30 protein-coding genes are annotated in these 24,449 nt (G+C 71.2%); 21 read left to right on the forward strand and 9 right to left on the reverse strand.

Features of this window, described 5'->3' with window-relative positions:
- Positions 1-77: 77 nt before the first annotated feature.
- Positions 78-1,055 carry a helix-turn-helix transcriptional regulator gene (locus tag PCA76_RS14780; RefSeq protein ID WP_272618618.1) on the reverse strand — a complete coding sequence of 326 codons (978 nt, stop codon included), beginning with the start codon at positions 1,053-1,055 and terminating at the stop codon, positions 78-80.
- Between the two features lie 44 nt (positions 1,056-1,099).
- Here PCA76_RS14780 and PCA76_RS14785 point away from each other — a divergent pair, with 44 nt between their 5' ends.
- The 4 genes from PCA76_RS14785 to PCA76_RS14800 are packed head-to-tail and all read left to right on the forward strand — an operon-like array spanning position 1,100 to position 4,568.
- Entirely contained in the window at positions 1,100-1,579 is a 480-nt protein-coding gene (locus PCA76_RS14785; protein WP_272618621.1) for a hypothetical protein, read from the forward strand.
- Positions 1,579-2,070, forward strand: a complete 492-nt coding sequence (locus PCA76_RS14790; RefSeq protein ID WP_272618622.1) for a hypothetical protein — start codon at positions 1,579-1,581, stop codon at positions 2,068-2,070. Before PCA76_RS14785 ends, PCA76_RS14790 begins: the two co-directional genes overlap by 1 nt.
- Positions 2,071-2,130: 60 nt before the next feature.
- Complete coding sequence (locus tag PCA76_RS14795; protein ID WP_272618624.1) at positions 2,131-3,639, forward strand: flavin-containing monooxygenase; 1,509 nt, start codon at positions 2,131-2,133, stop codon at positions 3,637-3,639.
- Positions 3,640-3,662: 23 nt separating this feature from the next.
- Positions 3,663-4,568 (forward strand): SDR family NAD(P)-dependent oxidoreductase, encoded by a 906-nt coding sequence (locus PCA76_RS14800; RefSeq protein ID WP_272618626.1) that lies wholly within the window; start codon positions 3,663-3,665, stop codon positions 4,566-4,568.
- 12 nt (positions 4,569-4,580) lie between these two features.
- Here the strand turns inward: PCA76_RS14800 and PCA76_RS14805 are convergent, their stop codons facing one another.
- Positions 4,581-5,741, reverse strand: coding sequence for a low temperature requirement protein A (locus tag PCA76_RS14805; protein WP_272618628.1), 1,161 nt, complete (start codon positions 5,739-5,741; stop codon positions 4,581-4,583).
- A gap of 26 nt (positions 5,742-5,767) precedes the next feature.
- Entirely contained in the window at positions 5,768-6,187 is a 420-nt protein-coding gene (locus PCA76_RS14810) for a hypothetical protein (protein WP_272618630.1), read from the reverse strand.
- A 183-nt stretch (positions 6,188-6,370) separates the two neighbouring features.
- Between PCA76_RS14810 and PCA76_RS14815 the strand changes: the two genes are divergently transcribed.
- Both PCA76_RS14815 and PCA76_RS14820 read left to right on the forward strand, forming a co-directional pair.
- Positions 6,371-7,459, forward strand: coding sequence for an S-(hydroxymethyl)mycothiol dehydrogenase (locus PCA76_RS14815; RefSeq protein ID WP_272618632.1), 1,089 nt, complete (start codon positions 6,371-6,373; stop codon positions 7,457-7,459).
- A complete protein-coding gene (locus PCA76_RS14820; protein ID WP_272618634.1) occupies positions 7,456-8,085 on the forward strand; it encodes an MBL fold metallo-hydrolase in 630 nt (209 codons plus the stop codon). Before PCA76_RS14815 ends, PCA76_RS14820 begins: the two co-directional genes overlap by 4 nt.
- Positions 8,086-8,119: 34 nt before the next feature.
- Here the strand turns inward: PCA76_RS14820 and tsaA are convergent, their stop codons facing one another.
- The gene (tsaA, locus tag PCA76_RS14825) at positions 8,120-8,548 is read right to left on the reverse strand and encodes a tRNA (N6-threonylcarbamoyladenosine(37)-N6)-methyltransferase TrmO (protein WP_272618636.1); all 429 of its coding nucleotides are present in this window, start codon (positions 8,546-8,548) and stop codon (positions 8,120-8,122) included.
- Positions 8,549-8,607: 59 nt separating this feature from the next.
- Between tsaA and PCA76_RS14830 the strand changes: the two genes are divergently transcribed.
- From PCA76_RS14830 to PCA76_RS14840, 3 genes are all read left to right on the forward strand, one after another.
- Entirely contained in the window at positions 8,608-9,081 is a 474-nt protein-coding gene (locus tag PCA76_RS14830; RefSeq protein ID WP_272618639.1) for a VOC family protein, read from the forward strand.
- Positions 9,065-10,210, forward strand: coding sequence for a DUF3626 domain-containing protein (locus PCA76_RS14835; protein ID WP_272618641.1), 1,146 nt, complete (start codon positions 9,065-9,067; stop codon positions 10,208-10,210). The genes PCA76_RS14830 and PCA76_RS14835 overlap by 17 nt, the downstream gene beginning before the upstream one ends.
- A 445-nt stretch (positions 10,211-10,655) precedes the next feature.
- Positions 10,656-11,369, forward strand: a complete 714-nt coding sequence (locus tag PCA76_RS14840) for a hypothetical protein (protein WP_272618643.1) — start codon at positions 10,656-10,658, stop codon at positions 11,367-11,369.
- Positions 11,370-11,435: 66 nt separating this feature from the next.
- Here the strand turns inward: PCA76_RS14840 and PCA76_RS14845 are convergent, their stop codons facing one another.
- On the reverse strand, positions 11,436-12,803 hold the full coding sequence (locus PCA76_RS14845; RefSeq protein WP_272618645.1) for a hypothetical protein: 1,368 nt from the start codon (positions 12,801-12,803) through the stop codon (positions 11,436-11,438).
- Positions 12,804-13,179: 376 nt separating this feature from the next.
- On the opposite strand from PCA76_RS14845, the gene PCA76_RS14850 reads away from it, so the two are divergent.
- The 6 genes from PCA76_RS14850 (at position 13,180) to PCA76_RS14875 (ending at position 18,047) form a co-directional block, all read left to right on the forward strand.
- A complete protein-coding gene (locus PCA76_RS14850) occupies positions 13,180-13,491 on the forward strand; it encodes a MazG-like family protein (protein WP_272618647.1) in 312 nt (103 codons plus the stop codon).
- A 977-nt stretch (positions 13,492-14,468) separates the two neighbouring features.
- Complete coding sequence (locus PCA76_RS14855; RefSeq protein WP_272618649.1) at positions 14,469-15,056, forward strand: hypothetical protein; 588 nt, start codon at positions 14,469-14,471, stop codon at positions 15,054-15,056.
- A gap of 229 nt (positions 15,057-15,285) precedes the next feature.
- Positions 15,286-15,741 (forward strand): hypothetical protein, encoded by a 456-nt coding sequence (locus PCA76_RS14860; protein WP_272618651.1) that lies wholly within the window; start codon positions 15,286-15,288, stop codon positions 15,739-15,741.
- Positions 15,738-16,274: a hypothetical protein gene (locus PCA76_RS14865; RefSeq protein ID WP_272618653.1), complete on the forward strand. Its 537-nt coding sequence runs from the start codon at positions 15,738-15,740 to the stop codon at positions 16,272-16,274. The genes PCA76_RS14860 and PCA76_RS14865 overlap by 4 nt, the downstream gene beginning before the upstream one ends.
- 65 nt (positions 16,275-16,339) lie before the next feature.
- Entirely contained in the window at positions 16,340-17,314 is a 975-nt protein-coding gene (locus tag PCA76_RS14870; RefSeq protein ID WP_272618655.1) for a pirin family protein, read from the forward strand.
- 64 nt (positions 17,315-17,378) lie between these two features.
- A complete protein-coding gene (locus tag PCA76_RS14875) occupies positions 17,379-18,047 on the forward strand; it encodes a hypothetical protein (RefSeq protein WP_272618658.1) in 669 nt (222 codons plus the stop codon).
- A 259-nt stretch (positions 18,048-18,306) separates the two neighbouring features.
- Here the strand turns inward: PCA76_RS14875 and PCA76_RS14880 are convergent, their stop codons facing one another.
- Both PCA76_RS14880 and PCA76_RS14885 read right to left on the reverse strand, forming a co-directional pair.
- The gene (locus tag PCA76_RS14880) at positions 18,307-18,975 is read right to left on the reverse strand and encodes a DUF1345 domain-containing protein (protein WP_272618660.1); all 669 of its coding nucleotides are present in this window, start codon (positions 18,973-18,975) and stop codon (positions 18,307-18,309) included.
- 36 nt (positions 18,976-19,011) lie between these two features.
- A complete protein-coding gene (locus PCA76_RS14885) occupies positions 19,012-19,284 on the reverse strand; it encodes a DUF2795 domain-containing protein (protein ID WP_272618662.1) in 273 nt (90 codons plus the stop codon).
- Positions 19,285-19,439: 155 nt separating this feature from the next.
- Here PCA76_RS14885 and PCA76_RS14890 point away from each other — a divergent pair, with 155 nt between their 5' ends.
- The 6 genes from PCA76_RS14890 to PCA76_RS14915 all read left to right on the forward strand — a co-directional run bounded on the left by PCA76_RS14890 (position 19,440) and on the right by PCA76_RS14915 (position 23,348).
- On the forward strand, positions 19,440-19,850 hold the full coding sequence (locus PCA76_RS14890) for a DUF2267 domain-containing protein (protein WP_272618663.1): 411 nt from the start codon (positions 19,440-19,442) through the stop codon (positions 19,848-19,850).
- A gap of 217 nt (positions 19,851-20,067) precedes the next feature.
- On the forward strand, positions 20,068-21,090 hold the full coding sequence (locus PCA76_RS14895; RefSeq protein ID WP_272618666.1) for a TerC/Alx family metal homeostasis membrane protein: 1,023 nt from the start codon (positions 20,068-20,070) through the stop codon (positions 21,088-21,090).
- Between the two features lie 76 nt (positions 21,091-21,166).
- Positions 21,167-21,766: a sulfite oxidase-like oxidoreductase gene (locus tag PCA76_RS14900; protein ID WP_272618668.1), complete on the forward strand. Its 600-nt coding sequence runs from the start codon at positions 21,167-21,169 to the stop codon at positions 21,764-21,766.
- Between the two features lie 7 nt (positions 21,767-21,773).
- Entirely contained in the window at positions 21,774-22,538 is a 765-nt protein-coding gene (locus PCA76_RS14905) for a ferredoxin reductase (RefSeq protein WP_272619384.1), read from the forward strand.
- Between the two features lie 35 nt (positions 22,539-22,573).
- Positions 22,574-22,867, forward strand: coding sequence for a DUF6510 family protein (locus PCA76_RS14910; RefSeq protein ID WP_272618670.1), 294 nt, complete (start codon positions 22,574-22,576; stop codon positions 22,865-22,867).
- A 34-nt stretch (positions 22,868-22,901) separates the two neighbouring features.
- Positions 22,902-23,348 (forward strand): hypothetical protein, encoded by a 447-nt coding sequence (locus PCA76_RS14915; protein ID WP_272618672.1) that lies wholly within the window; start codon positions 22,902-22,904, stop codon positions 23,346-23,348.
- On the opposite strand, the gene PCA76_RS14920 is transcribed toward PCA76_RS14915, so the two are convergent.
- Together PCA76_RS14920 and PCA76_RS14925 are read right to left on the reverse strand one after the other, a co-directional pair.
- A complete protein-coding gene (locus PCA76_RS14920; RefSeq protein WP_272618674.1) occupies positions 23,327-23,971 on the reverse strand; it encodes a hypothetical protein in 645 nt (214 codons plus the stop codon). The two genes, PCA76_RS14915 and PCA76_RS14920, sit on opposite strands and share 22 nt — an antisense overlap.
- 23 nt (positions 23,972-23,994) lie before the next feature.
- Positions 23,995-24,402, reverse strand: coding sequence for a pyridoxamine 5'-phosphate oxidase family protein (locus PCA76_RS14925; protein WP_272618676.1), 408 nt, complete (start codon positions 24,400-24,402; stop codon positions 23,995-23,997).
- Positions 24,403-24,449 lie beyond the last annotated feature (47 nt).

The raw sequence follows: 24,449 nt of genomic DNA on the forward strand, positions 1-24,449 counted from the left end.
GTGCCCGTCCCAGGGTGGCACACGACGGCGACAATCGATGCCCGCGTGCGCCTCCACTGTGGAGATGTGAGGGCTGCTCAGTCGGGGGCGTAGAGCGCGGCAAGTCCGGCCGCCGTGGCGGTCAGGCGTTCGCGCAGCGCCACCGGGGCGAGCACCTCGACGTCGGCGCCGAGGCGCAGCAGCTCACCGTGGGCGTGGGTGAGCGACTCGATCGGCAGCACCGCGGTCACCCAGCCTCGCGCGTCCGGTGACCCGGCGCTGGCGTCCATCGCGGTCACCACCGGATCGCTGCCGATCTCCCGCAGCCGCTGGCGACCGCCGGGGGAGAGCCGAACAGTGGCCTCGTCGCGGTGCAGCCGGGCCCGGAACTGCACCACGTGCGCCCGCCACCAGGCCGGCAGGTCGAAGTCGGCGGGTCGGTCGAACTCCTGTGCCAGCGGCGTCAGCGCGAGGATCTGGTTGACCCGGTAGGTGGCCGGCGCGTTCCGGCCGGGCTGGTCGGCGACCACATACCACCGGCCACCCTTGAGCACGAGGCCGTACGGCTCCAGCACCCGGGTCACCTCGCCGTTCCAGCCGCGGTAGCGCACCTCGATGCGGTGCTGCCGCCAGACGGCCTCGGCCGTGCGGGCCAGCTCGGGGGAGGCGTCGCCGTCGGCGTACCAGCCGGGGGTGTCCAGGTGGAAGCGTTGCTGGAGCTGCGACGCCCGGTCGCGCAGCGGCGCGGGGAGCGCGGCGTGCAGCTTGAGTTGCAGCGCGGCCACCACGTCGCCGTAGCCCAACTCGTCGGCGGGGCCCGGCAGCCCGGCCAGGAAGAGCCGGTCGGCCTCGTCGGCGGTCAGCCCGGTCAGTCGGGTTCGCCAGCCGTCGACCAGTTGGTAGCCACCAGCGTGCCCGGCCTCTCCGTACAGCGGGATGCCGGCGGCGTGCAGCGACTCCACGTCCCGGTAGATGGTGCGCGGGGAGACGGCCAACCGGTCGGCGAGTTGCGCGGCGGTCAGCCGGCCGTGCGACTGGAGCAACAGCAGGACGGAAAGAAGTCGACTGGCCCGCACTTCACTGACACTAGCTGTCAGGGGAGCGGTCGTACCGTCCCGGCATGGCTTTTCGCGACAAGGAACTGAGAACGCCGGGACCGATCATGGTGGACGGGCGACAGCTCAAGCGCTACCACATCGACCAGCCCGAACGGCCGATCGAACCCGAGGTGGAGAAGGCCGCGTACGACCTGCTGCCCGCGCTGCTGGCCGACGTCGTCGACGACGGCACCCCGGCCGCCGGATGGGTGGTGCTGCACCGGGGCGCGGACACCGGCGCATACCTGCTCGCGTACACCTGGGTGTGGGACAACGCGGTGGAGGTCCGCATCGCGGCGGCCGGGCAGCCGGCACTGGACTGCCCGGACCTCGACCCGACACACTTCGTCGAGCTGCGCCGCCCCGCCGTGGGGTGCGTGTGGGAGCTGGCGGTGCTGGAGCACGAGCGGGCCGCCTGGGTCCGGCACATGCTGCTGCCGGAGAGCCCCGATCTGACCAATTATCTGCACGACTCGCGAGCGGAAGGGCCGGTGGGCCGCTGATGGGCGACTTCGACTTTTTCAAGGGCACCTGGAACGTCGTGAACCGGCGGCTGCGCAAGCGGCTGGTGGGCTCCGACGAATGGGAGGAGTTTCCGGGGGTGTCGCTCGCGCACGGCTTCTTCGGCGGCGGCGGCCACTTCGACGAGATCACCTTCCCGACCAAGGGCTCCTCCGGCGCCACGATCCGGATCTTCGACCCGGCGCGCGAGGAGTGGTCGATCTACTGGATGAACAGCGACGACGGAGTCCTGGAGCAGCCGCCGATGGTGGGCCGCTTCGTCGACGGTGTGGGCCGCTTCTACGCCGACGACCAGCACGAGGGGCGGCCGGTCCGGTGCCGGTTCATCTGGTCGGACATCAGCGCGACCACCGCACGCTGGGAGCAGGCGTTCTCCACCGACGGTGAGCAGACCTGGGAGACCAACTGGATCATGATCTTCACCCGAGCGTCCGACCAGCTCAGCGAGACGGCCGCAGTGGTGCCGCGGTAGCTTCCGACCATCCGGGTGCGGTGTTAGTGTCCGTCCACCGCCCCGGATGGAGGAACGCCGATGGCCTCCGACCACGTCGACGTGCTCATCGTCGGAGCCGGCCTGTCCGGCATCGGCGCTGCCTGCCACCTGCGCCGCGACTGCCCCGACAAGGCGTTCGCGGTGCTCGAGGCGCGGGACGCCATCGGCGGCACCTGGGACCTGTTCCGCTACCCGGGCATCCGCTCCGACTCGGACATGTTCACCCTCGGCTACTCGTTCAAGCCGTGGACCGCCCCGAAGGCCATCGCCGACGGTACGACCATCCGCGAGTACGTCCGGGAGACCGCCCGGGAGTACGACGTGCAGCGGCACATCCGCTTCGGCCACCGGGTGCTACGCGCCGACTGGGACAGCGCCAGCGCCCGGTGGACGGTGCACGCCCAGCGCACCGACACCGCCGAGACCGTGGTGCTGACCTGCTCGTTCCTCTTTGCCTGCGCCGGCTACTACCGCTACGACGAGGGTTACACCCCACCCCTGCCCGGTGTCGACGCGTACGCCGGGCGGGTGGTGCACCCGCAGCACTGGCCCGACGACCTCGACCACAGCGGCAAACGGGTGGTGGTGATCGGCAGCGGCGCCACCGCGGTCACCCTGGTGCCGGCGATGGCACAGCGGGCCGCTCACGTGACCATGCTCCAGCGCTCACCCACGTACGTCATGGCACTGCCCTCGCGTGACCGGCTGGCCGACGCGCTGCGGCGCCGGCTGCCGGCGCAGGCCGCGTATCCGATGGTGCGCTGGAAGAACGTGCTGCTGTCGACCGTCAACTTCCAGCTCAGCCGGCGTGCGCCCGGCCTGGTGAAACGGATGCTGCGCCGGGCCGCGCGGGGCCGGCTCCCGGTGGGGTACGACATCGACCGGCACTTCGCACCCCGCTACGACCCATGGGACCAGCGGCTGTGCGTGGCACCCGACGGTGACCTGTTCACGGCCGTCCAGCAGGGCACCGCCTCGGTGGTCACCGACACCATCGACACGTTCACCGCGCACGGTGTCCGGCTGACCTCCGGCACCGAGTTGCCCGCCGACATCGTGGTCACCGCGACCGGGCTCAACCTGCTCGCCCTCGGTGGCCTGACGCTGCGCGTCGACGGCACCGACGTCGACCTCGCGAGCACCGTCGCCTACAAGGGCATGATGCTCTCCGGCGTGCCGAACTTCGCCCTGACCATCGGCTACACCAACGCGTCGTGGACGCTCAAGGCCGACCTGGTCGCCGGCTACGTCTGTCGGCTGCTGCGTCACCTGGACCGCACCGGTCAGCAGGTCGTCACCCCGCTCCCACCGCCCGGCGCCGAGCGGGTGCCGCTCATCGACCTCCGCGCCGGCTACGTGTTGCGCGCCGTCGACGCGCTGCCCAAGCAGGGTGCGACCACGCCGTGGCGGCTGCACCAGAACTACCCCCGCGACGTGCTGCTGATGCGGCACGGCCGGCTCACCGACGAGGGTGTGCGGTTCACCCGCGCTGGCGAGGTGGCCGCGTCCGGGAACACCACGCATCCCGTCTCATTCGATCGTCGGTAACGGCCAGGAGAGGAGCACCGATCGTGCAGAGGTTCGAGTTCACCGGCGCTACGGCTGTGGTCACCGGCGCGGCCAGTGGCATCGGTGCGGCGCTGGCGCACGCGCTGGCCCGCCGGGGCAGCGACCTGGTTCTGCTGGACCGCGACGCCGAGCGGCTGGACGCGGTCGCCGCGGCGATCCGCGCCGACCACCCGGGCCGTCAGGTGCACACGCACCTGGTGGATCTCGCCGACGTGACGGCCACCGCGCGGGTCGCCGCGGAGATCGGCCAGCGGCACCCGCGTGTACGACTGCTGGTGAACAACGCCGGTGTCGGCCTCGGCGGTCGGTTCGACCAGGTGACGTTCGACGAGTTCAGCTGGGTGATCGACATCAACTTCCGGGCCGTGGTGCAGCTGACCCACGCGCTGCTGCCCGCCCTCAAGGCGGAGCCGAACGCGCATCTGGTCAACGTCTCCAGCCTGTTCGGGCTGATCGCGCCGGCCGGGCAGACCGCCTACTCGGCGAGCAAGTTCGCCGTGCGTGGCTTCACCGAGGCGCTGCGCCACGAGTTGGTCGACGACGGCATCGGGGTGACCTCGGTGCACCCCGGCGGGATCCGCACCCGCATCACCGACAACGCCCGGATCGGCAGTGGCGTCTCGCACGAGGAGTACGCGGCCGGCCGGGCGCAGTTCGAGAAGCTGCTCACCATCGCGCCCGAACGGGCGGCCGAGGTGATCCTGCGCGGCGTCGAGCGGCGTCGCGGCCGGGTGCTGATCGGCTGGTCGGCGAAGCTGCCCGACCTGCTGGCCCGGGTCCTGCCGGCCTCGTACAACCGGCTGTTGGTCACCGGCCTGAACCGGGGCGTCGTCCGTCCGGCGCCGCCCACCCCCGGCGTGCCCGCGCAACGCGCCGACGCCGTTGACCCTGCCCGCGAGGTGGCGTGAGTGGCGGCGCGGTCACGCCGGCCCGACGTCGCGGCGGCGCAACAGCACCGTCAGCGTCACGAGGGCGACCAGCAGCGCCGCTAGCAGGAACACCGGTGCCGGGCCGAGCGGCGCGAACAGCGCCAGCAGCGCGACGACCGGGAAGGCGACGACCACCGCGCCGTGCTGCTGCCGGCGTACGTGCAGCACCCAGACCGTGAGCAGGAAGACCGCGATCGGGACGGCGACCGCGTACCCGGCGGTCGTCTCGGAGAGGTGCGCGAGGTGCCGCTCGACGTCCACCGACACGCCCAGGCCGGCGCCGATCGCGGCGATCGCCGCGAAGACCAGATAGTGGCCATAACCCCAGATCAGGGAGTACGGCAGCCGGTCGGGTGCCTCGACCGGCCGATCGAAGTAGAGCCACCAGAGCGCAAACACGATGACCGCGCCGGCCGCGGCGAGTGACCAGAGGCCGTGCTCTCCGGCGTCGAGCCCGGTCTGGATCGCCATCGAGATGGCCAGGACCGCCTCGCCGAGCACGATCAGAGTGAAAAGCCCGTACCGCTCGGTGATGTGCTGGGGATGCCACGGGGTCATGCCGGGACGTTCGGCCACCGCAGGCACCAGCAGGTCGGCCAGCCCCAGCAGCACGAACGACGCGAGGCCCCACTCGGCGGGCAGCAACAGCCGCAGCAGCCACCCGATCTGCACCACGGTCACGCCGATCGCGTAGCGGCCCGCCGCCGCACGGTGCCTGGGGTCGCCGACGGCCGCTCGGGTCCAGTGCACGACGGCAGCCAACCGCATCACCACGTACCCGTAGGTGATCACGGTGAAGTCGCCGTCGGTGAAGGCGCGCGGCACCCCGGCTGCCAGGATCAACGCTCCGGAGATCTGCACCAGGGTGGTGATCCGGTAGACGTCGTCGTCGGTGTCGTAGGCCGAGGCGAACCAGGTGAAGTTCATCCACGACCACCAGATCGCGAAGAACACCATGACGTAGCTGGTCGCCGCGTGGCCGAGGTGGCCCTCGGCGACGTCGTGGTGCAGGCTACTGGCCGCCTGCGCCACGGCCACCACGAAACAGAGGTCGAAGAAGAGCTCCAGCGGGGTGGCCGCGCGGTGCGGCTCGTCGCGGCGACGGGGCCTCATCGGCCGGTAGAACGGCCGCACCGAACGAGGTTGGGTCACCGCAGCTCCTCGGGCCGCCCGCCGGGTCAGCCGCGCCGACGGCCGTGGGTCAGGCCCTCCAACACCAGGGTCAGCCCGGCGCCGACCAGCCAGACGTCCTTGGCGAGCCCCGCGCCCTGCTGGGTCGGGCGTATGCTGCCCGGCTCCCGCATCCCCGGCGTCTTCAGGTAGAGCTGCACCAGACCCGCGCCGAACGCGGTCAGGCCGAGCCCGACCAGGGGCGCCGGGACGAACGGCGCGAGCAGCGCGGCCCCCAGCGCGATCTCGGAGTACGACAGCAGCTTGGCGAAGCGCCCCGGCTCCAGTTGCCCGAGCTGGGGCATGGCGGCGACCGCCATCCCGTGCATGCCCTCCGCGGCGGCGCCCTCCAGGTTTCGCTTGCCCAGACCCGAGTTGAGGAAGTACGCGCCGATGCTGAGCCGCAGCGGCAGATGCGCGAGTTTCATGGTCACTCCCGATGGCCGTGGTCGAATGCGGCCCGCGTACCCCGGACTGTCCGCGATAACCGCCGGCCCGGGTGGGCTGGCTGTGCTGGTCGCGGTAGGTTCGCCGGGGGCCCATCGCCGAGCCCGTGGCATACTCGCCCGCCCGGCAACCGGCCCTGCCGCAGACCACCAGCAGGAGGCGAAGTGAGCCAGGAAGTCCGGGGAGTCATCTCCCGCAGCAAGGGCGCGCCGGTCGAGGTCACCACCATCGTGGTGCCCGATCCCGGCCCCGGTGAGGCCATCGTCCGAATCCAGTCCTGCGGCGTCTGCCACACCGACCTGCACTACCGCGAGGGTGGCATCAACGACGACTACCCGTTCCTGCTCGGCCACGAGGCGGCGGGCATCGTCGAGCAGGTGGGGGAGGGCGTCACCGACGTCGCCCCGGGTGATTTCGTGGTCCTCAACTGGCGCGCGGTCTGCGGCGTCTGTCGCGCCTGCCGCCGGGGTCGCCCCTGGTACTGCTTCAACACCCACAACGCCAAGCAGCGGATGACCCTGACCGACGGCACCGAGCTCGCCCCGGCGCTGGGCATCGGCGCCTTCGCCGAGAAGACCCTGGTGCATGCCGGGCAGTGCACGAAGGTGGACCCGGCTGCCCGACCCGCTGCCGTGGGTCTGCTCGGCTGCGGGGTGATGGCCGGGCTGGGCGCGGCGATGAACACCGGCAACGTCACCCGTGGCGACTCGGTCGCGGTGATCGGCTGCGGCGGTGTCGGGGACGCGGCGGTCGCCGGCGCGGCCCTCGCTGGTGCCACGACGATCGTCGCGGTGGACACCGACAGCCGGAAGCTGGACTGGGCCCGCAAGTTCGGCGCCACCCACACCGTGAACGCCTCCGAGACCGACCCGGTCGAGGCGATCCGTGCCGCCACCGGTGGCTTCGGCGCCGACGTGGTGATCGACGCGGTGGGCCGACCGGAGACCTGGAAGCAGGCGTTCTACGCCCGGGACCTGGCCGGCACTGTGGTGCTGGTCGGCGTACCCACCCCGCAGATGCAGATCGAGCTTCCGCTGCTGGACGTCTTCGGGCGCGGCGGTGCCCTCAAGTCCAGCTGGTACGGCGACTGCCTGCCCAGCCGGGACTTCCCGATGCTCACCGAGCTGTACCTTCAGGGTCGACTCGACCTGGACGCGTTCGTCACCGAGGAGATCGCGCTCGACCAGGTCGAGAACGCGTTCGCCCGGATGCACCACGGCGACGTGCTCCGCTCGGTGGTGGTGTTCCCGTGACCGCCTGGATCGACCGCGCGGTCACTGCGGGCACGTTCTCCCTGGACGGGCAGACGTTCGACGTGGACAACAATGTCTGGGTCATCGGCGACGACAGCGAGTGTGTCGTCCTGGACGCGCCACACGACGTTGCCGCGATCCTCGCCCTGGTGGGCGAACGGCAGGTTCGGGCGATCCTGGCCACCCACGCCCACGACGATCACGTCCGGGTGGCACCGGAGCTGGCCGAGGCCACCGGGGCGCCGGTGCTGCTGCACGCCGCCGATCGGGTCCTCTGGGACATGGTCCACCCGCACCTGCCGCCGCACGGCGAGCTGCACGACGGGCAGAGCATCGAGGTGGCCGGCACCGAGCTGCGGGTGCTGCACACCCCGGGGCACAGTCCCGGCGCGTGCAGCTTCCACGCCCCGGACCTGGGCGTGGTGTTCACCGGCGACACGCTCTTCGCCGGCGGTCCGGGCGCGACCGGCCGCTCGTACAGCGACTTCGAGACCATCGTCCGGTCGATCCGCACCCGCCTGCTCACCCTGCCGGCGGAGACGATCGTGCACACCGGCCACGGCGACGACACGACGATCGGCGCGGAGGCTCCGCACCTGGAGGAGTGGCTGGCCCGCGGCCACTGAACCAGGTCGGCCTGACTGCGCGCGGTCGACGGGCTCAGCGCTCGTCGACCGCGCCCAGCACCGGCTTGACGTCCAGGACCGGGGTGCCGTCGAGGGCCTCCAGGTCGGCCACCTCAACGCGCAGGCCGTCCACCCCCAGGACCCGCACCCGGTGCAGCCCGATCGGGTTGGGCCGGTGCGGCGAGCGTGTGCTGAACACCCCGGTCTCCGGCCGGCTCTCGTCGCCGCGGGGGTGCACCGCCAGCACGTCGCGCCGGGCGCGGTCCAACCACGTCAGCACCAGGAGCTCCGCGCCGACCCGCAGGTCGCGTAGGGCCCGTTCGACCTGCGGGTCGAAGTCCAACCACGCCGTCGGCGCCCCCTCGTCGCCCTGCCGTGGCGCGCTCGACGCGTCGGTCAGCGGCGAGACGACCCGGCCGACCGGCTGCAACAGGTACGTGTCACCGTTCGCTGCCTCGACCACGGGTCGCTCCCTTCTCGACGGTCCCAATCTAGCCCCGCCGCGACGCTAGGATCCCGCTCATGGTCACCGACTCGCCCGCCCCCGTTGTCCGTCAGTTGCGCCTCGTGGTGGAGGCAGAAGACCACGAGGCCGCCGTCGCGTTCTTCCGCGACGCACTCGGCCTGCCCGAGGAGGCGGCGTTCAGCGGCGACGGGGACGCCCGAGTGGTGATCCTGGACGCGGGCCGAGCCACCCTGGAGATCGCCAACCCGGCGCAGAAACGCATGATCGACGAGGTCGAGGTGGGTCGACAGGTCGCACCCCGTATCCGGGTGGCCTTCGAGGTGGACGACGCCGCGGCGACCACCGCCCGACTTGTCGCCGCCGGGGCGAGCGAGATCGCGCCGCCGACGCGGACGCCCTGGCAGTCGCTCAACTCCCGCCTCGACGCCCCCGCCGGCCTCCAGATCACCGTCTTCGAGGAGCTGCGTACGCCGGACGAGCGGGCTGGTGGTGCGGACCGCTCCGGCGCCGGACGTGACGACGAGAGCTGAGCCGGGCGGGCTCCGGGCCGCGGTTCTCAACGCGGCGCAGACGGCGGCGCTGGCGTACGTGCGGTCGATTGCCGTGGCCGAGCGTCCCGCCGCCCTTGCCGCCATGGCCCGGGAACTCGCCGACGCCGACGTCGGCGACCGGCCCGAGCGGTTGCTCGCCGCGGTTGTCCACCATGCTCGGCTCACCGTCAACTTCCATCCCGACCGGTTGGGCGCGGACGGGCGGACCGTCGCCGCCGCACTGGCCGACGACGGGGCGTACCGCAGTCAGTTCGTCACGGGCATCTCCAACGGCGGGCTCACCGCGTACCCCGGTGGCGACCGGGACCGCTGGGAGCGCCGGATGTTCGGCGGCGCGTACCAGCGGCCCGAAGTGACGCCGGCGGAGCGGCCCACGTACGGCGGCCTGAACCTGCTCGACCACCCGGACGGCGCCTGCCCACGTTTTGGCTCCTGCCACCTGCGGCTGCGCCCCGCGGTGCTGGCTCGGGCCACGTTCTGCCTCGGCGACAGCCACCTCGGCCCCCGTACGGTGGGCACCTCCGACGCGTTCGAAGCGATGTTCGCCGGGCTCCTGGCCAGCACCGTCGCCACCGGCGAATGCCTGGGACGCGCCGGGACTGGCGTCGGCACCCTGGTCCGGACGGTGCTGAACGCGCCGTCCACGCCGCCCACGGTCGGACGTGCTCTGGACGACTACGTGGAGGCCCAGATCCACGGCACTCTCGACCTCGCCCGAGACGTCGAGGAGTTGGTGGTGGACCCGTCCTTCGCCGGCACCTCGACCGGCGTGACCCTGGAACTGATCGCCGAGCGGTACGGTTTTCCGCTGCGCTGGCACCCCGGCTTTGTGCTGCCGGTCGACCGGGTCGATCCGGTGTTTCGCGGCCCAGAGATCCCGGTGCTGGCGGCCCGGCTGCACCGGGAGTTCGCCCGGCCGGGCGAGCCGGTGGACGCGGCACTGATCGGTCGTGCGGCGGCCTCGGTGGTCGCCGAGCCGGAGCGGTGGGCGGACCGGGGCCCGATCGCGGACACCCTGCAGCACCTCAAGCAGCTCTGGCACGTTCTCGTCCGATACGGCGAACCACACGGCAACCTCACCCACCGTGCCATTCCAGACGCTCGCTGACAGTAAGGCGAAGTTGCTCGACGCCCCTGTTCGCGACCGCCCAGGCCACCCTGCTCGGCCCCTTTGCTCTGCTTCAGCGGAGGCAACACGGCCCCTGAGCTGCGGATGGGCGATTTCGACCAGTCATTGAGGTTTCCGACCGCCGTCACGTTCCGCAACTGTTGCCTGGGCTGAAGCAGAGCAAAGGCTGCTGGGTGTGCATGGCCCTCCGCTCCGAAGAGCACCCTCCGTCACCGTCGTAGGGCGTCGTCGGCCACCGGCCGGCCTGTCCGATTCGCCGAGCGTGAGCGGGGTCGCACTTCGCTGGGCTCGGGCATTTCCGGAATGCCCGACACGTGAACCTGGTTGTGTCCCCCGTACCGCCGGAGCCCAAACTCTTTCCTGCGGTCATCTCCCGAGGAGTGTTCACCCCGGAGCGCTCCGCACGATCGAAAGGGCAACCATCGTGAAGGTCGACTTCACTCGATGGCTCCCCGCCATCGCTAAGGATTCGTACCGCAAGACCGCTCTGAGCGTTGTGGGTGTGGCCGCCCTCGGTGGTCTGGCGCTCGCGCCGACCGCGGTCGCCGCCCCGGTCACCTCCGGGCCGCACCAGGGCGCCGTCGCCGCCATCGACCGCGCCACCGGCAAGGCCCCCACCACGGCCCGCCAGGAGGACCAGCCCGTCGAGTCCGGGCTGACCACCGGCTCCGCCACCGGCAAGCCGCCGGCGGGCAAGCCGACCCGCGACCAGCTGATTCCGCACGGCATCGAAGGCGCACAGTCGCGCGTTCCGCTCGACGACGCGCAGCTCGCCAACGCCCGGGCGATCGTCGACGCCGCCAGGAAGACCGGCGTCGGTGACCGGGGCGCGGTGATCGGCGTCGCCACCTCGCTGCAGGAGTCGAAGCTGTACAACCTCGGCCACCTCGGCGCGTACAACGACCACGACTCGCAGGGCCTGTTCCAGCAGCGACCGTCGTCCGGTTGGGGCACGCCCAACCAGATCACCGACCCGGAGTACGCCGCCACGGCGTTCTTCACCGCACTCAAGAACGTCGGCGGCTGGCAGGACCTGCCGCTGACCGCCGCCGCGCAGACCGTCCAGGTCTCCGCCTTCCCCTACGCGTACGCGCAGTGGGAGGAGCAGGCGGCGGACATCGTCCAGCAGATCTGGTGACACCCGCACACAACGCCGGCCGGCCCCCTTTCCGGGAGCCGGCCGGTGTCGTTGTGTCCGCGTACCTCAGCAGGCGGGGTAGAGGCGGCGGGTGCCGACGCCAGCGGCGTACGCGTCCCGGTCGCTGAACCGGCAGCCATAGTCGGGTCGGGCCACCACCGCCGGGTCGGTCACGTTGTCGCCGGCCGGGCGCTTGCCGGTGCGTACCCAGGACACGAGGTCATCCCAGGCGGCGCCGGCCTCGGCCGGGGTGAACTCGCAGTGCTGCGTGGCCCGGATGGCCCGCTGGACCACCATCTTGCTGCGACCGTGCCGCGCCACGTCGGTGGCGTACGCCTGCTCCATGCTGAACGGCACGAAGAGGTCACCGAGGCCGTGCAGGCTGAGCACCGGCGCGGTGGGCCTGCCGGCGATCCGGGGCACCTCGGTCAGCGTCGGCAGGAGCCGCTGCACCACGTTCTCCGGGGCGACCCGCTGCACGGTGGCGTTGACGTTGACCGGGCTGTTCGGGGTGTAACGGGTGAGCAGGTTGGTGGAGAGCTGACCGGGTCGCTCGGCGGGGGAGACACCACCACTGGTCACCGTGATCGAGAAGAGGAAGTCCTTCCAGACCGCAAACGCCGCGTCCGCGCCGGGGCGCGGCCCGCCCGAACGGTTCACTGTGATCGCCCGCAACTGCTTGCCCCGGTCGGTGGTGGTGTCCGGCCCGGTGGGGGTCAACCCGGCCAGGCCGAGCGCCACCTGGATGCGGGGCACCGCATTGGTCAGGTAGTCGGCCGGCGTGGGGTAGGCCGGCACACCGACGAGCGCCTGCGCGACAAGCTTGTAGTCCAGGTAGAAATCGAGCAGGGTCTGATCGCCGAGCACCCCGCACATCGGCAGCGCCCCGTCGTAGTAGCCGGGGTACTGCTCCAGCGAGCGACCGATGACGTACCCACCCATCGACACCCCGGCGAGGTAGGTGTGGTGCGGCCGGCGGACCGTCCGCCCGAAGTGGTCGGCGAGATCCTTGGTGCCCAGCACCCCCGAACGGATGTCGAAGCCGTTCTGGTCGTACGAGGACGACGCCCAGGCGTACCCCTGCTCCAGGAGACGCTGGCGCATCCCGAAGCCCGGCGGCTCCGGCGAGAGCACCGTGCCCTGGCCGCGGTAGCCGTGCGCCCACAGCACCAGGTCGCCGTTCCATCGGGCGGGAACCTCGATGATGTACCCGGCGTGGCGGTGCACGCCCTGACGTACCGTCGTCGGTTTGCCGCCCACAACCAGCGGGGCCAACGGCGGATTCTCGATGGTGTACCCGGGCAGCGGCTGGCCACCCGTCGGGTCGTGACCGGTGGCGCTGGCCGGCGCAGCACCGGCCAGCCCGACCGCAAGGGTCAGCGTCGCGGTGGCAGCGAGCAGACGGCGGAGGGTACGAAAGGGTGTGGACAGCATCGATGCTCCCCATCGGACGGATGTCGCCCGGGGGCGACCAGGCGGGACGGTTGCCTACCGGCCGGTAGCGCCCTGAACCTAGGACCGCCGTCGACCAGTGTCAATGGCTTCGCTGATCGGCCGGTCAAGCAGAACTGTCCGGCCGATCAGACCAGGCCGTACGCCTCGACGCGGCCGGCTCTCCCTGCAGCGGCGGAGCGGCGCAGGCGGCTGGTTGCTGGGGTGCCGGTCGGCTGGGTCCGGTGGTTCGGCGGTCCGTGGTCCGGTGGTTCGGCTGGGTGGCCCTTCCCGTCGGCCACGCACCTGTCGTTGGTCGCGACCGCGCCGCCGTACCCGGTTGCGTGAGCTGGTGTGCCGGTCGGGTTGACTGGTCGCCGTGGAAGAGTCGATCTGGGAGGCGGCCCGGGCGTCGCGCAGCTGGTTGGACGCAGCGAACGGTACGGGGCAGACCGAACTGACCTGCCGCATCCTCAAGCTGACCGAGGAGGCGGGGGAAGCGTCGGCCGCCTGGATCGGTCTGCTCGGTCAGAATCCACGCAAAGGCGTCACCCACAGCCGCGAGGACGTCGCGGCGGAGTTGGCCGACGTCGCCTTCACGGCGTTGGTGGCCATCGAGAGCCTGGGGCTGGACGCACAGACGGTCCTGGACGCCTGCGCCGCGAAGGTCCGCTCCCGCCTCGCGGCGTGAGAGCCGTCCCGCCGCACCAGCCGTCCCGGCCCGCCCGGTCGCCCGGTCGCGCTGTCCGCCTGGTCGCTCGGTTGCGCTGTCCGCCTGTCCGCCTGTCCGCCTGTCCGCCTGCCGCCTGTCCGCCTGGGCTGTGGGGGTCGCTCGAGGGCTGTCCGGGTCGTTCGGGCTCACCCGGTCATCCGGTCATCCGGTCACCCGGTGCGTGCGCGGTGCTCCAGCGCGTGCGCGGTCCCCAGTGCGTGCCCCGGTCACCTGGCGTGTGCCCGGTCCGGCGCACGCGTCAGGTCAGCCCAGCCCGGGACCGAAGGACAAAAGGGGCTTTTGCCTGGTATGTGTGCGCCCGACGGGGTCCAGTCTGTTCGTGATCGACTCGGTTTCCGTGATGTCGGGGTGTCCGGACGGCCAGATACCGCAGTTTCCGCGAAGGCGAGTGAATCATCCCGGGGCCGGGTGGTTTGGTGTCGCCGGCGGCAGGTCCTTGTGGGTGATTTGTCCGGCCGTGGGCGGTTGTGGGTGGTGACCGGTCGCACCCGTGGGCCGGAATCATGGCCGGCCCGGGGTCGTTACATACTCTGACGATCGCAGCACCACCGGCCCACCACCCCACCCCAGGGGTTGGAAAGCCGATCCCCCCGGGGTTGGAATGCCGGGCCCCGCCCGGTCGTTGCAGTCCCCACGAACGACCGCCCGGCCACCGCCTCCACGAGGCTGCCGATGGATGGGCCACCCCGGAATGACCCCGGCCCCCCGGTCGTTACACCTGAACCCGGCGCCACGAGCCCTCCGCCCGTAGGCCGCCGACCCCGGCGCCACGAGCTCCGCCCGTAAGCCGCCGACCCCGGCGCCGAAGCCACCGTAGGCGCCGACCCCAGACCTTTCCCCTTTGTATGTGCAGCGCCGGACGAGGTGCTCACACCCGCGCCACTGTTCCCCCGATTGGTATGCGGGTGTCCTTACCCCCGAAGGAGCTAACCCTCATGAACACGATCATTCGTAAGAGCATGCTGTCCGTTGCTGGTCTCGCGTTCGCCGGTGGTGTCTTCGCCGGCCCGATCGCCGCCCACGCCGCCACCCCGGTCGAGGGCAAGCCCGTCGCCGTCGCGGTGCAGGCTGACAAGCCTGACACCAGCAAGCTGATCCCGCACGGCACTCAGGGCGACCAGTCCCGGATCCCTCTGAACGATGAGCAGACCGCGAACGTCAAGGCGATCATCGCCGCCACGAAGAAGGCCGGCCTGCCCGAGCGCGCCGCGGTGATCTCGATCGCGACGAGTCTGCAGGAGTCGAAGTTGGAGAACCTGGGCCACCTCGGCGACGCCAACGACCACGACTCGTTGGGCCTGTTCCAGCAGCGCCCGACCAGCGGTTGGGGTACCCCGGAGCAGATCACCGACCCCGCCTACTCCACCACCGCGTTCCTCAAGGGTTTGAAGCAGGTTGACGGGTGGCAGGACATGCCCCTGACCGAGGCCGCGCAGACCGTCCAGGTCTCGGCCTACCCGGATGCCTACGCCCAGTGGGAGCAGCAGGCCACCGACCTCGTCGCCCAGCACTGGAACAGCTGACCCACCGCAGAACACCGACCGCTGGCCGGCACCCCCACCCGGGGTGCCGGCCAGCGGCGTCATCCTGTCCGCACGACGACTGTCAATCTTGGACAGTTTCCGTTGCGCGCGAACGGAAAGTGTCCAAGATCTGCGTAGGCGACGTAGCGGAGTGGCGTGATCGGCGCGGAGTGATCCGATCGGCTGGCGGGCACGTACCTCCTGGCGGGGACCGGCGGAGGGACGAAGGATGGCCGCAGTGGGGTACGGCACGGAGGGTGAACCGCGAGAGCAGCCGGAACCTGCCGGTGATGCGGCATCAGGCCGGCGCTGGTCCGTCGGTGCTCGCCTGCTGGTGGCTGCGGCGGCGGTCGTGCTGGTTCTCGGCGCGGCGGCGGCGGCCGCGATCGTTGCTGCGCCGCGACGCCTCGGCATGACCTACTCCGACGCAACCGACGGTGCCCGGCCTGACGGCGCCGGCCGTCCAGGTGGCATCGTCGAGCCGGACGCGGCTGGTCGTGGCCCGGGCGGTGCGGGTGCTGCTGCCGAGCAGACGATGACCGCGCCGCTGGCAGGTCGGCAGACAGGCACTTTTGTGCTCGCTGACGGGCTGTCCTCGTTCGACCTGCGGGTGGCCGATCTGGGCGACGACCTCTACCGGATCAGCAGCCCGGCGGATGGCGTCTGCGGTTGGCCGGTGGGGTGAGCAGCCAGGTGCTGGATCTGACCCGGGCCCGGCTGTTGGGCGTGGAACTCGCCGGTGGGTCGGCCCGCACCGAAATCCTCCTACCGCCGATCACGACCGCCAGCGAAGGCAGCGCCGCCAGCAATGGCAGCGCCGCCAGCAATGGCAGCGCCGCCAGCAATGGCAGCGCCGCCAGCAATGGCAGCGCCGCCAGCAATGGCAGCGCCGCCAGCAATGGCAGCGCCGCCGACAATGGCAGCGTCACAAGCGAAGGCAGCACCGCCAGCCCGACCAGATCAGGCAGCACCGGCACCATGACTGTGCGGCTCACCGGCGGGACGAGCCAGCTCGACGTCCGGGTGCCGGGGGAGACGCCGGTCCGGGTTCGGGTGGGAGCAGGCGCCGGGTCGGTCGTCGTACGCGGCGAACGTTGGGACGGGGTGGCCGCGGGTGCGGTGCTCGGTACCCCCGGGTGGGACCGTGCGGCCGAGCGGGTCTACCTCGACCTGGTCGCGGGCGCGAACAGCGTGACGGTGTCATCCAGCACCCGGTGAGCCCCGGTCACCGGCCGTGCCGGAAGCGCTGCGGCCGTGGGTGGGCGTGAGCGTACAGTCGGGCGGTGGAGCGTACTGAATCAATGCTGGCGCAGACCCGGCCACCTGGTGTGGCCGACGTCGATCCCGGGAGCGTGCTGCTGCCCGGCCACGACGTGCCGTTGGGTCGGTACACCACTGTGCGGCGGTTGCTGCCGCAGCGCCAGCGCCGGATGGTTGGCGCCTGGTGTTTCGTCGACCATTTTGGCCCGGACGACGTGGCGCAGCGGCCCGGCATGGAGGTGCCGCCGCACCCGCACACCGGCCTGCAGACGGTGACCTGGCTGCTGGACGGTGAGATTCTGCACCGGGACAGCCTCGGCAACGTGCAGCCGATCCGTCCCGGTCAGCTGAACGTGATGACCTCCGGCAACGGCATCGCCCACTCCGAGCGGTCGCCGGCCACCCATCCGCCGGTGATGCACGGCGTACAGCTCTGGGTGGCACTGCCGGACCCCGCGCGAGCCGGGGCGGCGGATTTCGCGCACCACGCTGACCTGCCGCGCTGGCGTGACGGTGACCTTGACGTCACCCTGCTGGTCGGCGAGTTCGCCGGGGAGCGGTCACCGGCGGTGGTGCACACCCCGCTGGTGGGTGTGCAGCTGGAGCTGAGCGGCGAGGCGCCGACGACGCTGTCGTTGCGGCCCGATTTCGAGTACGCCGTGCTGGCGATGTCCGGTTCCGCGGAGGCCGCCGAGGTCGGGTTCGAGCCAGGGGCGCTGCTCTACCTGGGCTCGGGCCGCCGCGAGCTGACCGTGCGCGGCGGGGCTGGGGCCCGGTTGCTGCTGCTGGGCGGTACGCCGTTCGAGGAGCCGTTGGTGATGTGGTGGAACTTCGTCGGCCGCTCGCACGAGGAGGTTGCCGCCGCCCGGGAGGACTGGATGGCCGGGGACGCGCGCTTCGGTGTGGTCGCCGATGACTCGGCGCCGCCGCTGCCGGCACCCGCCCTGCCCACGACTCGCCTCAAGGCTCGCGACCGCACCGGTGGCCTGCACGGCTGACGCCCCGCCCGTCGGGGACCGGCGCATCCGCGTGTGACCGACGGTCGCGCGGGTAGTCGCCGGCATGCCGACCACTCTGATCAATCCGCTGGAGGACCGGAAGCGGCTGGCCCGCCGGCTCGCCGGCAGCGGGCGAGGATTCGCCGAGCAGTACGGCTTCCGCGTGACCAACAACCCGGCGAGCCTGTTCCAGGTGCTCTACCTCTCGGTGCTGCTGGCCCGTCGTGGCGACTTCCGCCGGGCGTTGGACGGGGCGCGGGCGATGCGCGACGAAGGGTGGGACAGCGCCGCCCGGCTGACCCGTTCGCTGCACGAGGACCGGGTACGGGTGCTGCGCGCCAGCGGTCAGCGTGGCGACGTGAACGCGCTGGCCGACGTGTTGGGGGACCTGGCTCGTACGGTGGTCGAGCGGTACCGGGGCGATCTGCGCCGGTTGCGGGCGGTGGCGCACCATGACCCGGTCCGGGAGCGGGCGCTCCTCGCGGAGCTTCCCGGCGTGGACGATCAGGTCGTCGACCTGTTTCTGCGCGAGGCGCAGGCGCTGTGGCGGGAGGTGGCCCCGGTTGCCGACCGGCGTGCGTTGGCGGCGGCCCGCCGGCTCGGGTTGGGCAGGTCGGCGGATGACCTGGCCGGCCTGGCCAGCGGCGAATCGGAGCGGCTTGCCTGGTTGGTGGGGGCGCTGGCTCGGGTGGAGCTTGAGCATCGGTATGCGGAGGTGACAAGCCGACCGTGACGTGCCCTGGCCCACACTTCGGCGAAAATTGACCAAACGGAGGATGTTCTGTCGTATGGTTGGACCCGGCAGTGCTGGCCGCTCGGTTCGAGTGGGCATCCACCGCCTGGTGACCGCGACCGGTTCGGGAGCGGTTCACCGCCTGGGCAGGCTTGCGTGGCGCCCTGGGTCGCGGTTCGTGACCAGGGGCGCCCGCCTGCCCCGGCGTTTCGTTTCGTTCAGCCCCGCCCCGTGTCGCCACCGGGGTCGGCGCGCCCGCTCAGCGGGCCAGACCAGCCAGCAGGTTCACGGTCACGGCGATGATGAACGCGCCGAACAGGTACGACACCATCGAGTGCCGCAGCACCGTGCGACGCATCTCGTTGCTGGTCAGGTTGGTGTCGGAGACCTGGAACGTCGTCCCGATGGTGAACGCGACGTAGGCGAAGTCGGAGTAGCGCGGCGGCTCGGGCTGGTTGAAGTTCACCCCGCCGTCCGGGCCGGTGTAGTAGATCCGGGCGTACCGGGCGGCGAACACGGTGTGCACCACGAACCAGGAGAGCACCACGCTGAGTACGCCCAGGCCGCTGTGTAGTTCTCGGTTCAGGCCGGGTGGCGCGCTCTGCGCGCTGGCCACGACCAACCCCACGGCCAGCAGGCTGGCCAGGCAGGCGACGAGCAGCAGCGCGTCGCGGATCGCCCGGTTCGGGTCCTCGTGTACGGCCAGTTGGGCGGTCCGCTCGGCGTCCATCGGCCAGATTTTGTGCCAGACCAGCGCGAGCCAGCTCAGTGCGCCCACGTCCCAGCCGGCCAGCGCGGCGAGCGGCAGTGGCAGCAGCAGCGCGAAGACGCAGCCGGCGATGACGCCGGCCACCGCCACCACGGCGAGCTGGACCACCGCGGCCGGGAAACGCACATCCGCTGGCCGGGACGGGCCGGTTCGGTTCATCGGCGACGCCCCCGCGTCAGAGCCGCCACCGCCGGATCAGATGCCGCGTAGATGCTGCGAGACCCGGTTGTGCTTCTTGTCCCGGGCCTGCTCGGCCCGCTGGGCGGGGCTCACCTCGGGCGCCGCCTCGATCCCGGCAGACCGGGCCACTTCGGTGCCGTTGGCGTAGTCCACCGGCGGCAGGGCGCGCAACGCCTTCAGCACGTCCGGCGGGGCGCCTTCCCGTTCGGCCTCGCGGACCACCTCGTTCTTCTCGGCCGGGTAGTCCAGGCTCGACAGGTACTGCAGGACGTCCGCGTAGCTCGCCATGGCAGGGGCTCCCTCGGGGCATCGACGTGGTCACGACCGGCGGCGGTTACCCGCACGCCGGCTGGTCACGCCCGCCGGGCGGAGGAAACCCGACCGTTTCCAACCCGCCGGCGCGGGTACCCGCAGGCGCCGACGCGAGCCCGAGGGAGTACGCGATGAACTACGACACCTTCATCGACCAGGTTTCCCAGCGCACCGCGACGTCGTCTGAGCGGGCGGTCGAGCTGACCCGGGCCGTGTTGGAGACGTTCGGTGAGCGGCTGACCGGTGGTGAGGTCCTGGACCTTGCCGCCCAGCTGCCCCAGCCGCTGCAACTGGTCCTCAAGCCGAGCCCGAGCACCGAGCAGGCGGACCGGTTCGGGGCGGCCGAGTTCGTCGCCCGGGTCGCGTTGCGTGCCGGTGTGGAGGAGCCTGCCGCCCGGGATGCCGTCCGGGCGGTTTTCACCACCCTGCGCGAGGCGATCACCGGCGGTGAGTTCGATGACGTGGCCACCCAGTTGCCGCGGGATTACCGGGGCTTGGTGGAGCAGGCGATGGCACCGGGCGCGACGCTGCGCCGCGCCTGACGGTGCCACCTCCGCAGGGCGTACACAGCTGTTGGTCAGGGCAACCACTGATGTCCCGCTTGGCGTGGCGATTCAGCCTGGCCTAACCTTGTCGTGCGAGGGGAGTACTTCCCACGAACCATTCCGGTCAGTACGGCGCGCCCGGCGCGCCTCGGGTGGTTGCCCATCAGGTGGTGGGTGAAGGAGACCTCGAACATGACGTGTTCGAGGAGACCCGATGACCGAAGTGTCTTATTTGTCCGCCGCCAGCGATCTGTCGTCGGTGGGCACGCCCACGCTGTGGGCGGTGACCATCCTCGGCGTACTCCTGCTGCTGGTGCTGGACTTTCTGGTCACGCGGCGCCCGCATGAGGTGTCCATGCGGGAGGCCATCGGCTGGTCGACGTTCTACATCGCCCTGCCGTTGGCGTTCGGCGGCTGGCTCTGGTATCGCTACGGCTCCCAGCAGGGCGTGGAGTACCTGACCGGTTACCTGGTGGAGAAGTCGCTCTCCGTCGACAATCTCTTCGTCTTCATGCTGCTGCTGGCCGCGTTCGCGGTGCCGGCCGTGCTCGCCCAGCGGGTGCTGCTCTACGGCATCGCCGGCGCCCTGGTGCTGCGGGCGATCTTCATCGCCCTCGGCGCGGCGGCGTTGCAGACCCTCGACTTCGCCTTCCTGCTCTTCGCGATCATCCTCATCGCCACCGCGGTGAAGCTGCTGCGCGACGCCATGTCCGGGCATCAGCAGGAAGTCGACATCAACAACATGCGCGCGGTGAAGCTGCTGCGCCGGTTCATGCCGGTGGTCGACGACTACCACGGCACCAAGATGACCGTCCGGCAGGGCGCGAAGCGGGCACTCACGCCGTTCGCCCTGGTGGTGGTCGCGGTGCTGGCCACCGACATCGTCTTCGCGGTCGACTCGGTGCCGGCGGTCTACGGCATCACCGAGGACCCGTACCTGGTCTTCGCCACCAACGCGTTCGCCCTGCTCGGTCTGCGTGCCCTCTACTTCGTCCTGCACGCGGCGCTGAGCCGGCTGGTGCACCTCAGCTACGGCCTGGCCACCATCCTGGCGTTCATCGGTCTCAAGCTGGGTCTGCACTGGGCGCACGGCATCTGGGACAGCGTTCCGCAGATCCCCACCCTGGCCTCGCTCGTTGTGATCATCGGCGTGTTGGTGGTGGTCACCGTGACCAGTCTGCGCGCCACCCGCGGTGGCACACCCGAGGACCGCGAGGTCGTCGCGGAGCGGCACTGACCGCGCCGCGCCGGGGCGACAAGGAGGTACGCGGGAAAGCTCCCGCCTCGGCCAGCGTGGGTGGTACGACTGTGCAATGGGAATCGTGTCACCGGGTTTTCAGGGTCGGCCCCGAACACAGGAGCCGGCCCTGCCACCCGGTCAGTACCTGACCGAGGACTTCCCGGTGCTCTCGGCCGGCCCCACGCCCCGGGTGTCACTGGACACCTGGGAGTTCGTCATCTCCGCCGAGAACGGCGGCGAACACCGGTGGTCGTGGCAGGAGCTGATGGCCCTGCCGCAGGAGACGCCAATGGTGGACATCCACTGCGTCACCCGCTGGTCCAAGCTCGGCACCAACTGGCAGGGCGTCTCACTGGACACTCTGTTCGCCGACGTCGACACGGGAGCGCACTTCGCGCTCGCGCACTCCTACGGCGGGTACACCACCAACCTGCCGCTGGACGACCTGCGCGGCGGCCGGGCCTGGGTGGTGCACACCTTCGACGGTGCGCCGCTGCCCGCCGAGCACGGCGGGCCAGCGCGGCTGCTGGTCCCGCACCTGTACTTCTGGAAATCCGCGAAGTGGGTGCGCGGCCTCCGGCTCAAGACGATGGACGAGCCGGGGTTCTGGGAGACCGCCGGCTACCACGACTACGGCGACCCGTGGCGCGAACAGCGGTACCAGGGTGACTGAGCGCGCCGTGGCGACGAGCACGCCGTCCCGCGCGCCCAACCGGTGGCATGTGGCCCGGCTGGTGGAGCGCCGGGTGGAGACACCGACCGCGCAGACCCTGGTGCTGGAGCTGCCGGACTGGCCGGGGCACCTGCCGGGGCAGCACGTCGACGTGCGGCTGACCGCGCCGGACGGCTACCAGGCAGCACGGTCGTACTCCATTGCGGGGCCCGTCGTGGACGGCCCGGGCGGCCCGCGCATCGAGGTGACCGTCCAGCGGGTGCACGACGGCGAGGTGTCCCCGTACCTCATTGATGTCTTTGCCGACGGCGACCCGGTGGAGGTCCGCGGACCGCTCGGTGGCTGGTTCATCTGGCGGCCGGAGGAGACCGCGCCGGTGCAGCTCGTCGCCGGTGGCTCCGGGATCGTGCCGCTGATGGCGATGATCCGGTCCCGGCGGGCCACCGGCAGCAAGGCGCCGTTCCGGTTGATCTACTCGGTGCGCACCCCCGGCGACGTGATCTACGCCGACGAGCTGCGCCGCCGGATCCGCGACGACTTCGGCCTGGACATCGCGTACGTCTACACCCGCGAGGCACCCGAGGGTTGGCGTGGTGAGCCGCACCGGATCGGGCTGGCGGACGTCAACACGCACGGCTGGCCACCGGACCTGCAACCGCTCACCTACGTCTGCGGCCCGACCGGGTTCGTGGAGACCGTGGCCGACCTGCTGGTGGGCCTGGGTCACCCGTCACGGCGGGTCAAGACCGAACGCTTCGGCCCCACCGGCTGACCGCCCGCTCGCTCCCGCAAGGTCGAGGAGATTCGATGACCGAGATGTCGTACCTGGACGGCAACATGCTCGACGGCCCGATGCGTGAGCTGTTCACCGTCGACCTGAGCAGCGCGATGGGCCGCTGCGAAAACTGCGGGATGACCGGCTCGATGGCCAGCCTGCACGTCTACTCGCACGCCCCGGGCCTCGTCGCGCGCTGCCCGTCCTGCGAACAGGTGATGCTGCGACTGGTCCGCGGACCCGACCGGGCCTGGCTGGACATGCGCGGCACCACCTTCCTCCAGGTCCCGATGCCGATGGAGCAGCCGTTCCCCGGCCCGCTCTGACGGAACGCTTGCCCGGCTGAGGCAGCATGGCCGGATGAGCGCCGGTCGATGGCGTGGTGTGCCGCTCGCGGTCCGGTGGGTGGTGGCGGTCGCCGTGCTGGTCTTCGCCTACGGCACCGCGGTGCACGTGGTGCAGTTGCTCCTGCCCCAGTTCGGCCCGCAGCTCGCCCTGCCCGGGTGGCTGACGTTCTACTTCACGTCCCTGACTGTGTGGGATCCGTTGGCGGCGGTGCTGTTGGCCGCTCGCCGGGTGCAGGGGCTCGTGCTGGGTTGCGCGGTGCTGGCGACGGACGCGGCCGCGAACGGGTACGCCAACTACGTGCTGGACCCGGCGGCCGGTGTCACCCCGGGCCGGATCGGGCAGGCCGTCATCACCGGCCTCGCCGTCGGTCTCGTCGCGCTCAGCCCGTGGCTGGCACCGTGGCTCATCTGCTCGGGAGGCCGAAGCGGCACGACCGCTCAGGCGCGGAGGAGGTCGTAGGCCCGGGCGAGGTCGTCGGCCCACTGCGAACCGTCGTCACGTTCCCATGCGCGGTGCAGGCGGTCGCGGGTCGCCTCCCGGCGTACCCAGTCGCCGAGGGCGCTCGGCTTCTGCCTGGCGAAATTGAGTCCGCAGACCACCTCGGCCAGGTGCCGGTCAGCGGACGAGGTGAGCGTGGTGTCCCAGACGTCGAGAAATCGTTCGGCACGCTCGCCGGCAGCGCGAGCCGCGTCGAGGAAGGTCACCGGATCGGTGAACGACCCGAGCCGCGATGGGTGGTCGGCCAGCAGTGACCGCCACACCGCGTCGAGGTACGCGTCGACGGCCTCTTGCTCGCCCTGCGGCCAGGTGCGCCACTCCTGGTGGGGAAGCTTGCCCAGGACGATGACCGGGTCAAGCTCGTCGGACCCGAGCAGGCTCTCCAGGAGTACGGGGAGCAGGGCCTTCACGTCAGCGCGGTCGCCGACCGTGTTGCCGAGGCTGATGGTCAGTGAGAACAGGTCGTGCTCGTCGACCAGCACCGAGCCCTCGCAGTGCGGGCAACCGTCGAGTACCGCACGGCGCGGATACCGGGCGAACGCGTCCCGCACACCCGCCAGAGCCGTCGTCAGCACGTTCCCCACCGGCCGATTCTCGCATCGACGGCTCACTGGGCGCTGCCCGCGAGCAGCCACCGTCGGATGGGGATCTCCAGCAGCGCCCGCTCGCCGTCCGGGCCGACCTGCCGGCCGACGTCCCAGCCGTCGTACTTGCGCGCGAACGCCTCAACGACCGTGCTCGGGAACCCACTCCGGTATACGTGGGCGGTGCCCTCCGCCACCACTGGCGCGTTGCCGTCCTCCAGGGCCATTGACACCCGCGGGTCGGTCAGGACGTTACGGGCTTTGACGCTGCGGCTCTCACAACCGACCCAGAACGTCGCGGAGAGGTAGACGAACCAGACCGGCGTCAGGTGCGGGGACCCGTCGCGCCGCAACGTGCACAGCCAGCCGTTCAACTCCCGCGACAGTCGCTCCTGGACGTCGGCCGGGGGGATCGAGAGGGTTCGGCTCACCGGGCCAGTGGATCACAACGCCGCACGTTCCGACGACGGTCTTTCTG

This window comes from Micromonospora sp. LH3U1, from assembly GCF_028475105.1.
GTDB lineage: Bacteria > Actinomycetota > Actinomycetes > Mycobacteriales > Micromonosporaceae > Micromonospora.

Coding starts and splice junctions, on each gene's coding strand:
- PCA76_RS14900 (WP_272618668.1), top strand. CDS start 21,167: ATGGGAATCGTGTCACCGGGTTTTCAGGGTCGGCCCCGAACACAGGAG.
- PCA76_RS14875 (WP_272618658.1), top strand. CDS start 17,379: ATGCCGACCACTCTGATCAATCCGCTGGAGGACCGGAAGCGGCTGGCC.
- PCA76_RS14785 (WP_272618621.1), top strand. CDS start 1,100: ATGGCTTTTCGCGACAAGGAACTGAGAACGCCGGGACCGATCATGGTG.
- PCA76_RS14810 (WP_272618630.1), bottom strand. CDS start 6,187: ATGAAACTCGCGCATCTGCCGCTGCGGCTCAGCATCGGCGCGTACTTC.
- PCA76_RS14915 (WP_272618672.1), top strand. CDS start 22,902: ATGAGCGCCGGTCGATGGCGTGGTGTGCCGCTCGCGGTCCGGTGGGTG.
- PCA76_RS14790 (WP_272618622.1), top strand. CDS start 1,579: ATGGGCGACTTCGACTTTTTCAAGGGCACCTGGAACGTCGTGAACCGG.
- PCA76_RS14895 (WP_272618666.1), top strand. CDS start 20,068: ATGACCGAAGTGTCTTATTTGTCCGCCGCCAGCGATCTGTCGTCGGTG.
- PCA76_RS14855 (WP_272618649.1), top strand. CDS start 14,469: ATGAACACGATCATTCGTAAGAGCATGCTGTCCGTTGCTGGTCTCGCG.
- PCA76_RS14880 (WP_272618660.1), bottom strand. CDS start 18,975: ATGAACCGAACCGGCCCGTCCCGGCCAGCGGATGTGCGTTTCCCGGCC.
- PCA76_RS14885 (WP_272618662.1), bottom strand. CDS start 19,284: ATGGCGAGCTACGCGGACGTCCTGCAGTACCTGTCGAGCCTGGACTAC.
- PCA76_RS14845 (WP_272618645.1), bottom strand. CDS start 12,803: ATGCTGTCCACACCCTTTCGTACCCTCCGCCGTCTGCTCGCTGCCACC.
- PCA76_RS14860 (WP_272618651.1), top strand. CDS start 15,286: ATGGCCGCAGTGGGGTACGGCACGGAGGGTGAACCGCGAGAGCAGCCG.
- PCA76_RS14795 (WP_272618624.1), top strand. CDS start 2,131: ATGGCCTCCGACCACGTCGACGTGCTCATCGTCGGAGCCGGCCTGTCC.
- PCA76_RS14890 (WP_272618663.1), top strand. CDS start 19,440: ATGAACTACGACACCTTCATCGACCAGGTTTCCCAGCGCACCGCGACG.
- PCA76_RS14830 (WP_272618639.1), top strand. CDS start 8,608: ATGGTCACCGACTCGCCCGCCCCCGTTGTCCGTCAGTTGCGCCTCGTG.
- PCA76_RS14910 (WP_272618670.1), top strand. CDS start 22,574: ATGACCGAGATGTCGTACCTGGACGGCAACATGCTCGACGGCCCGATG.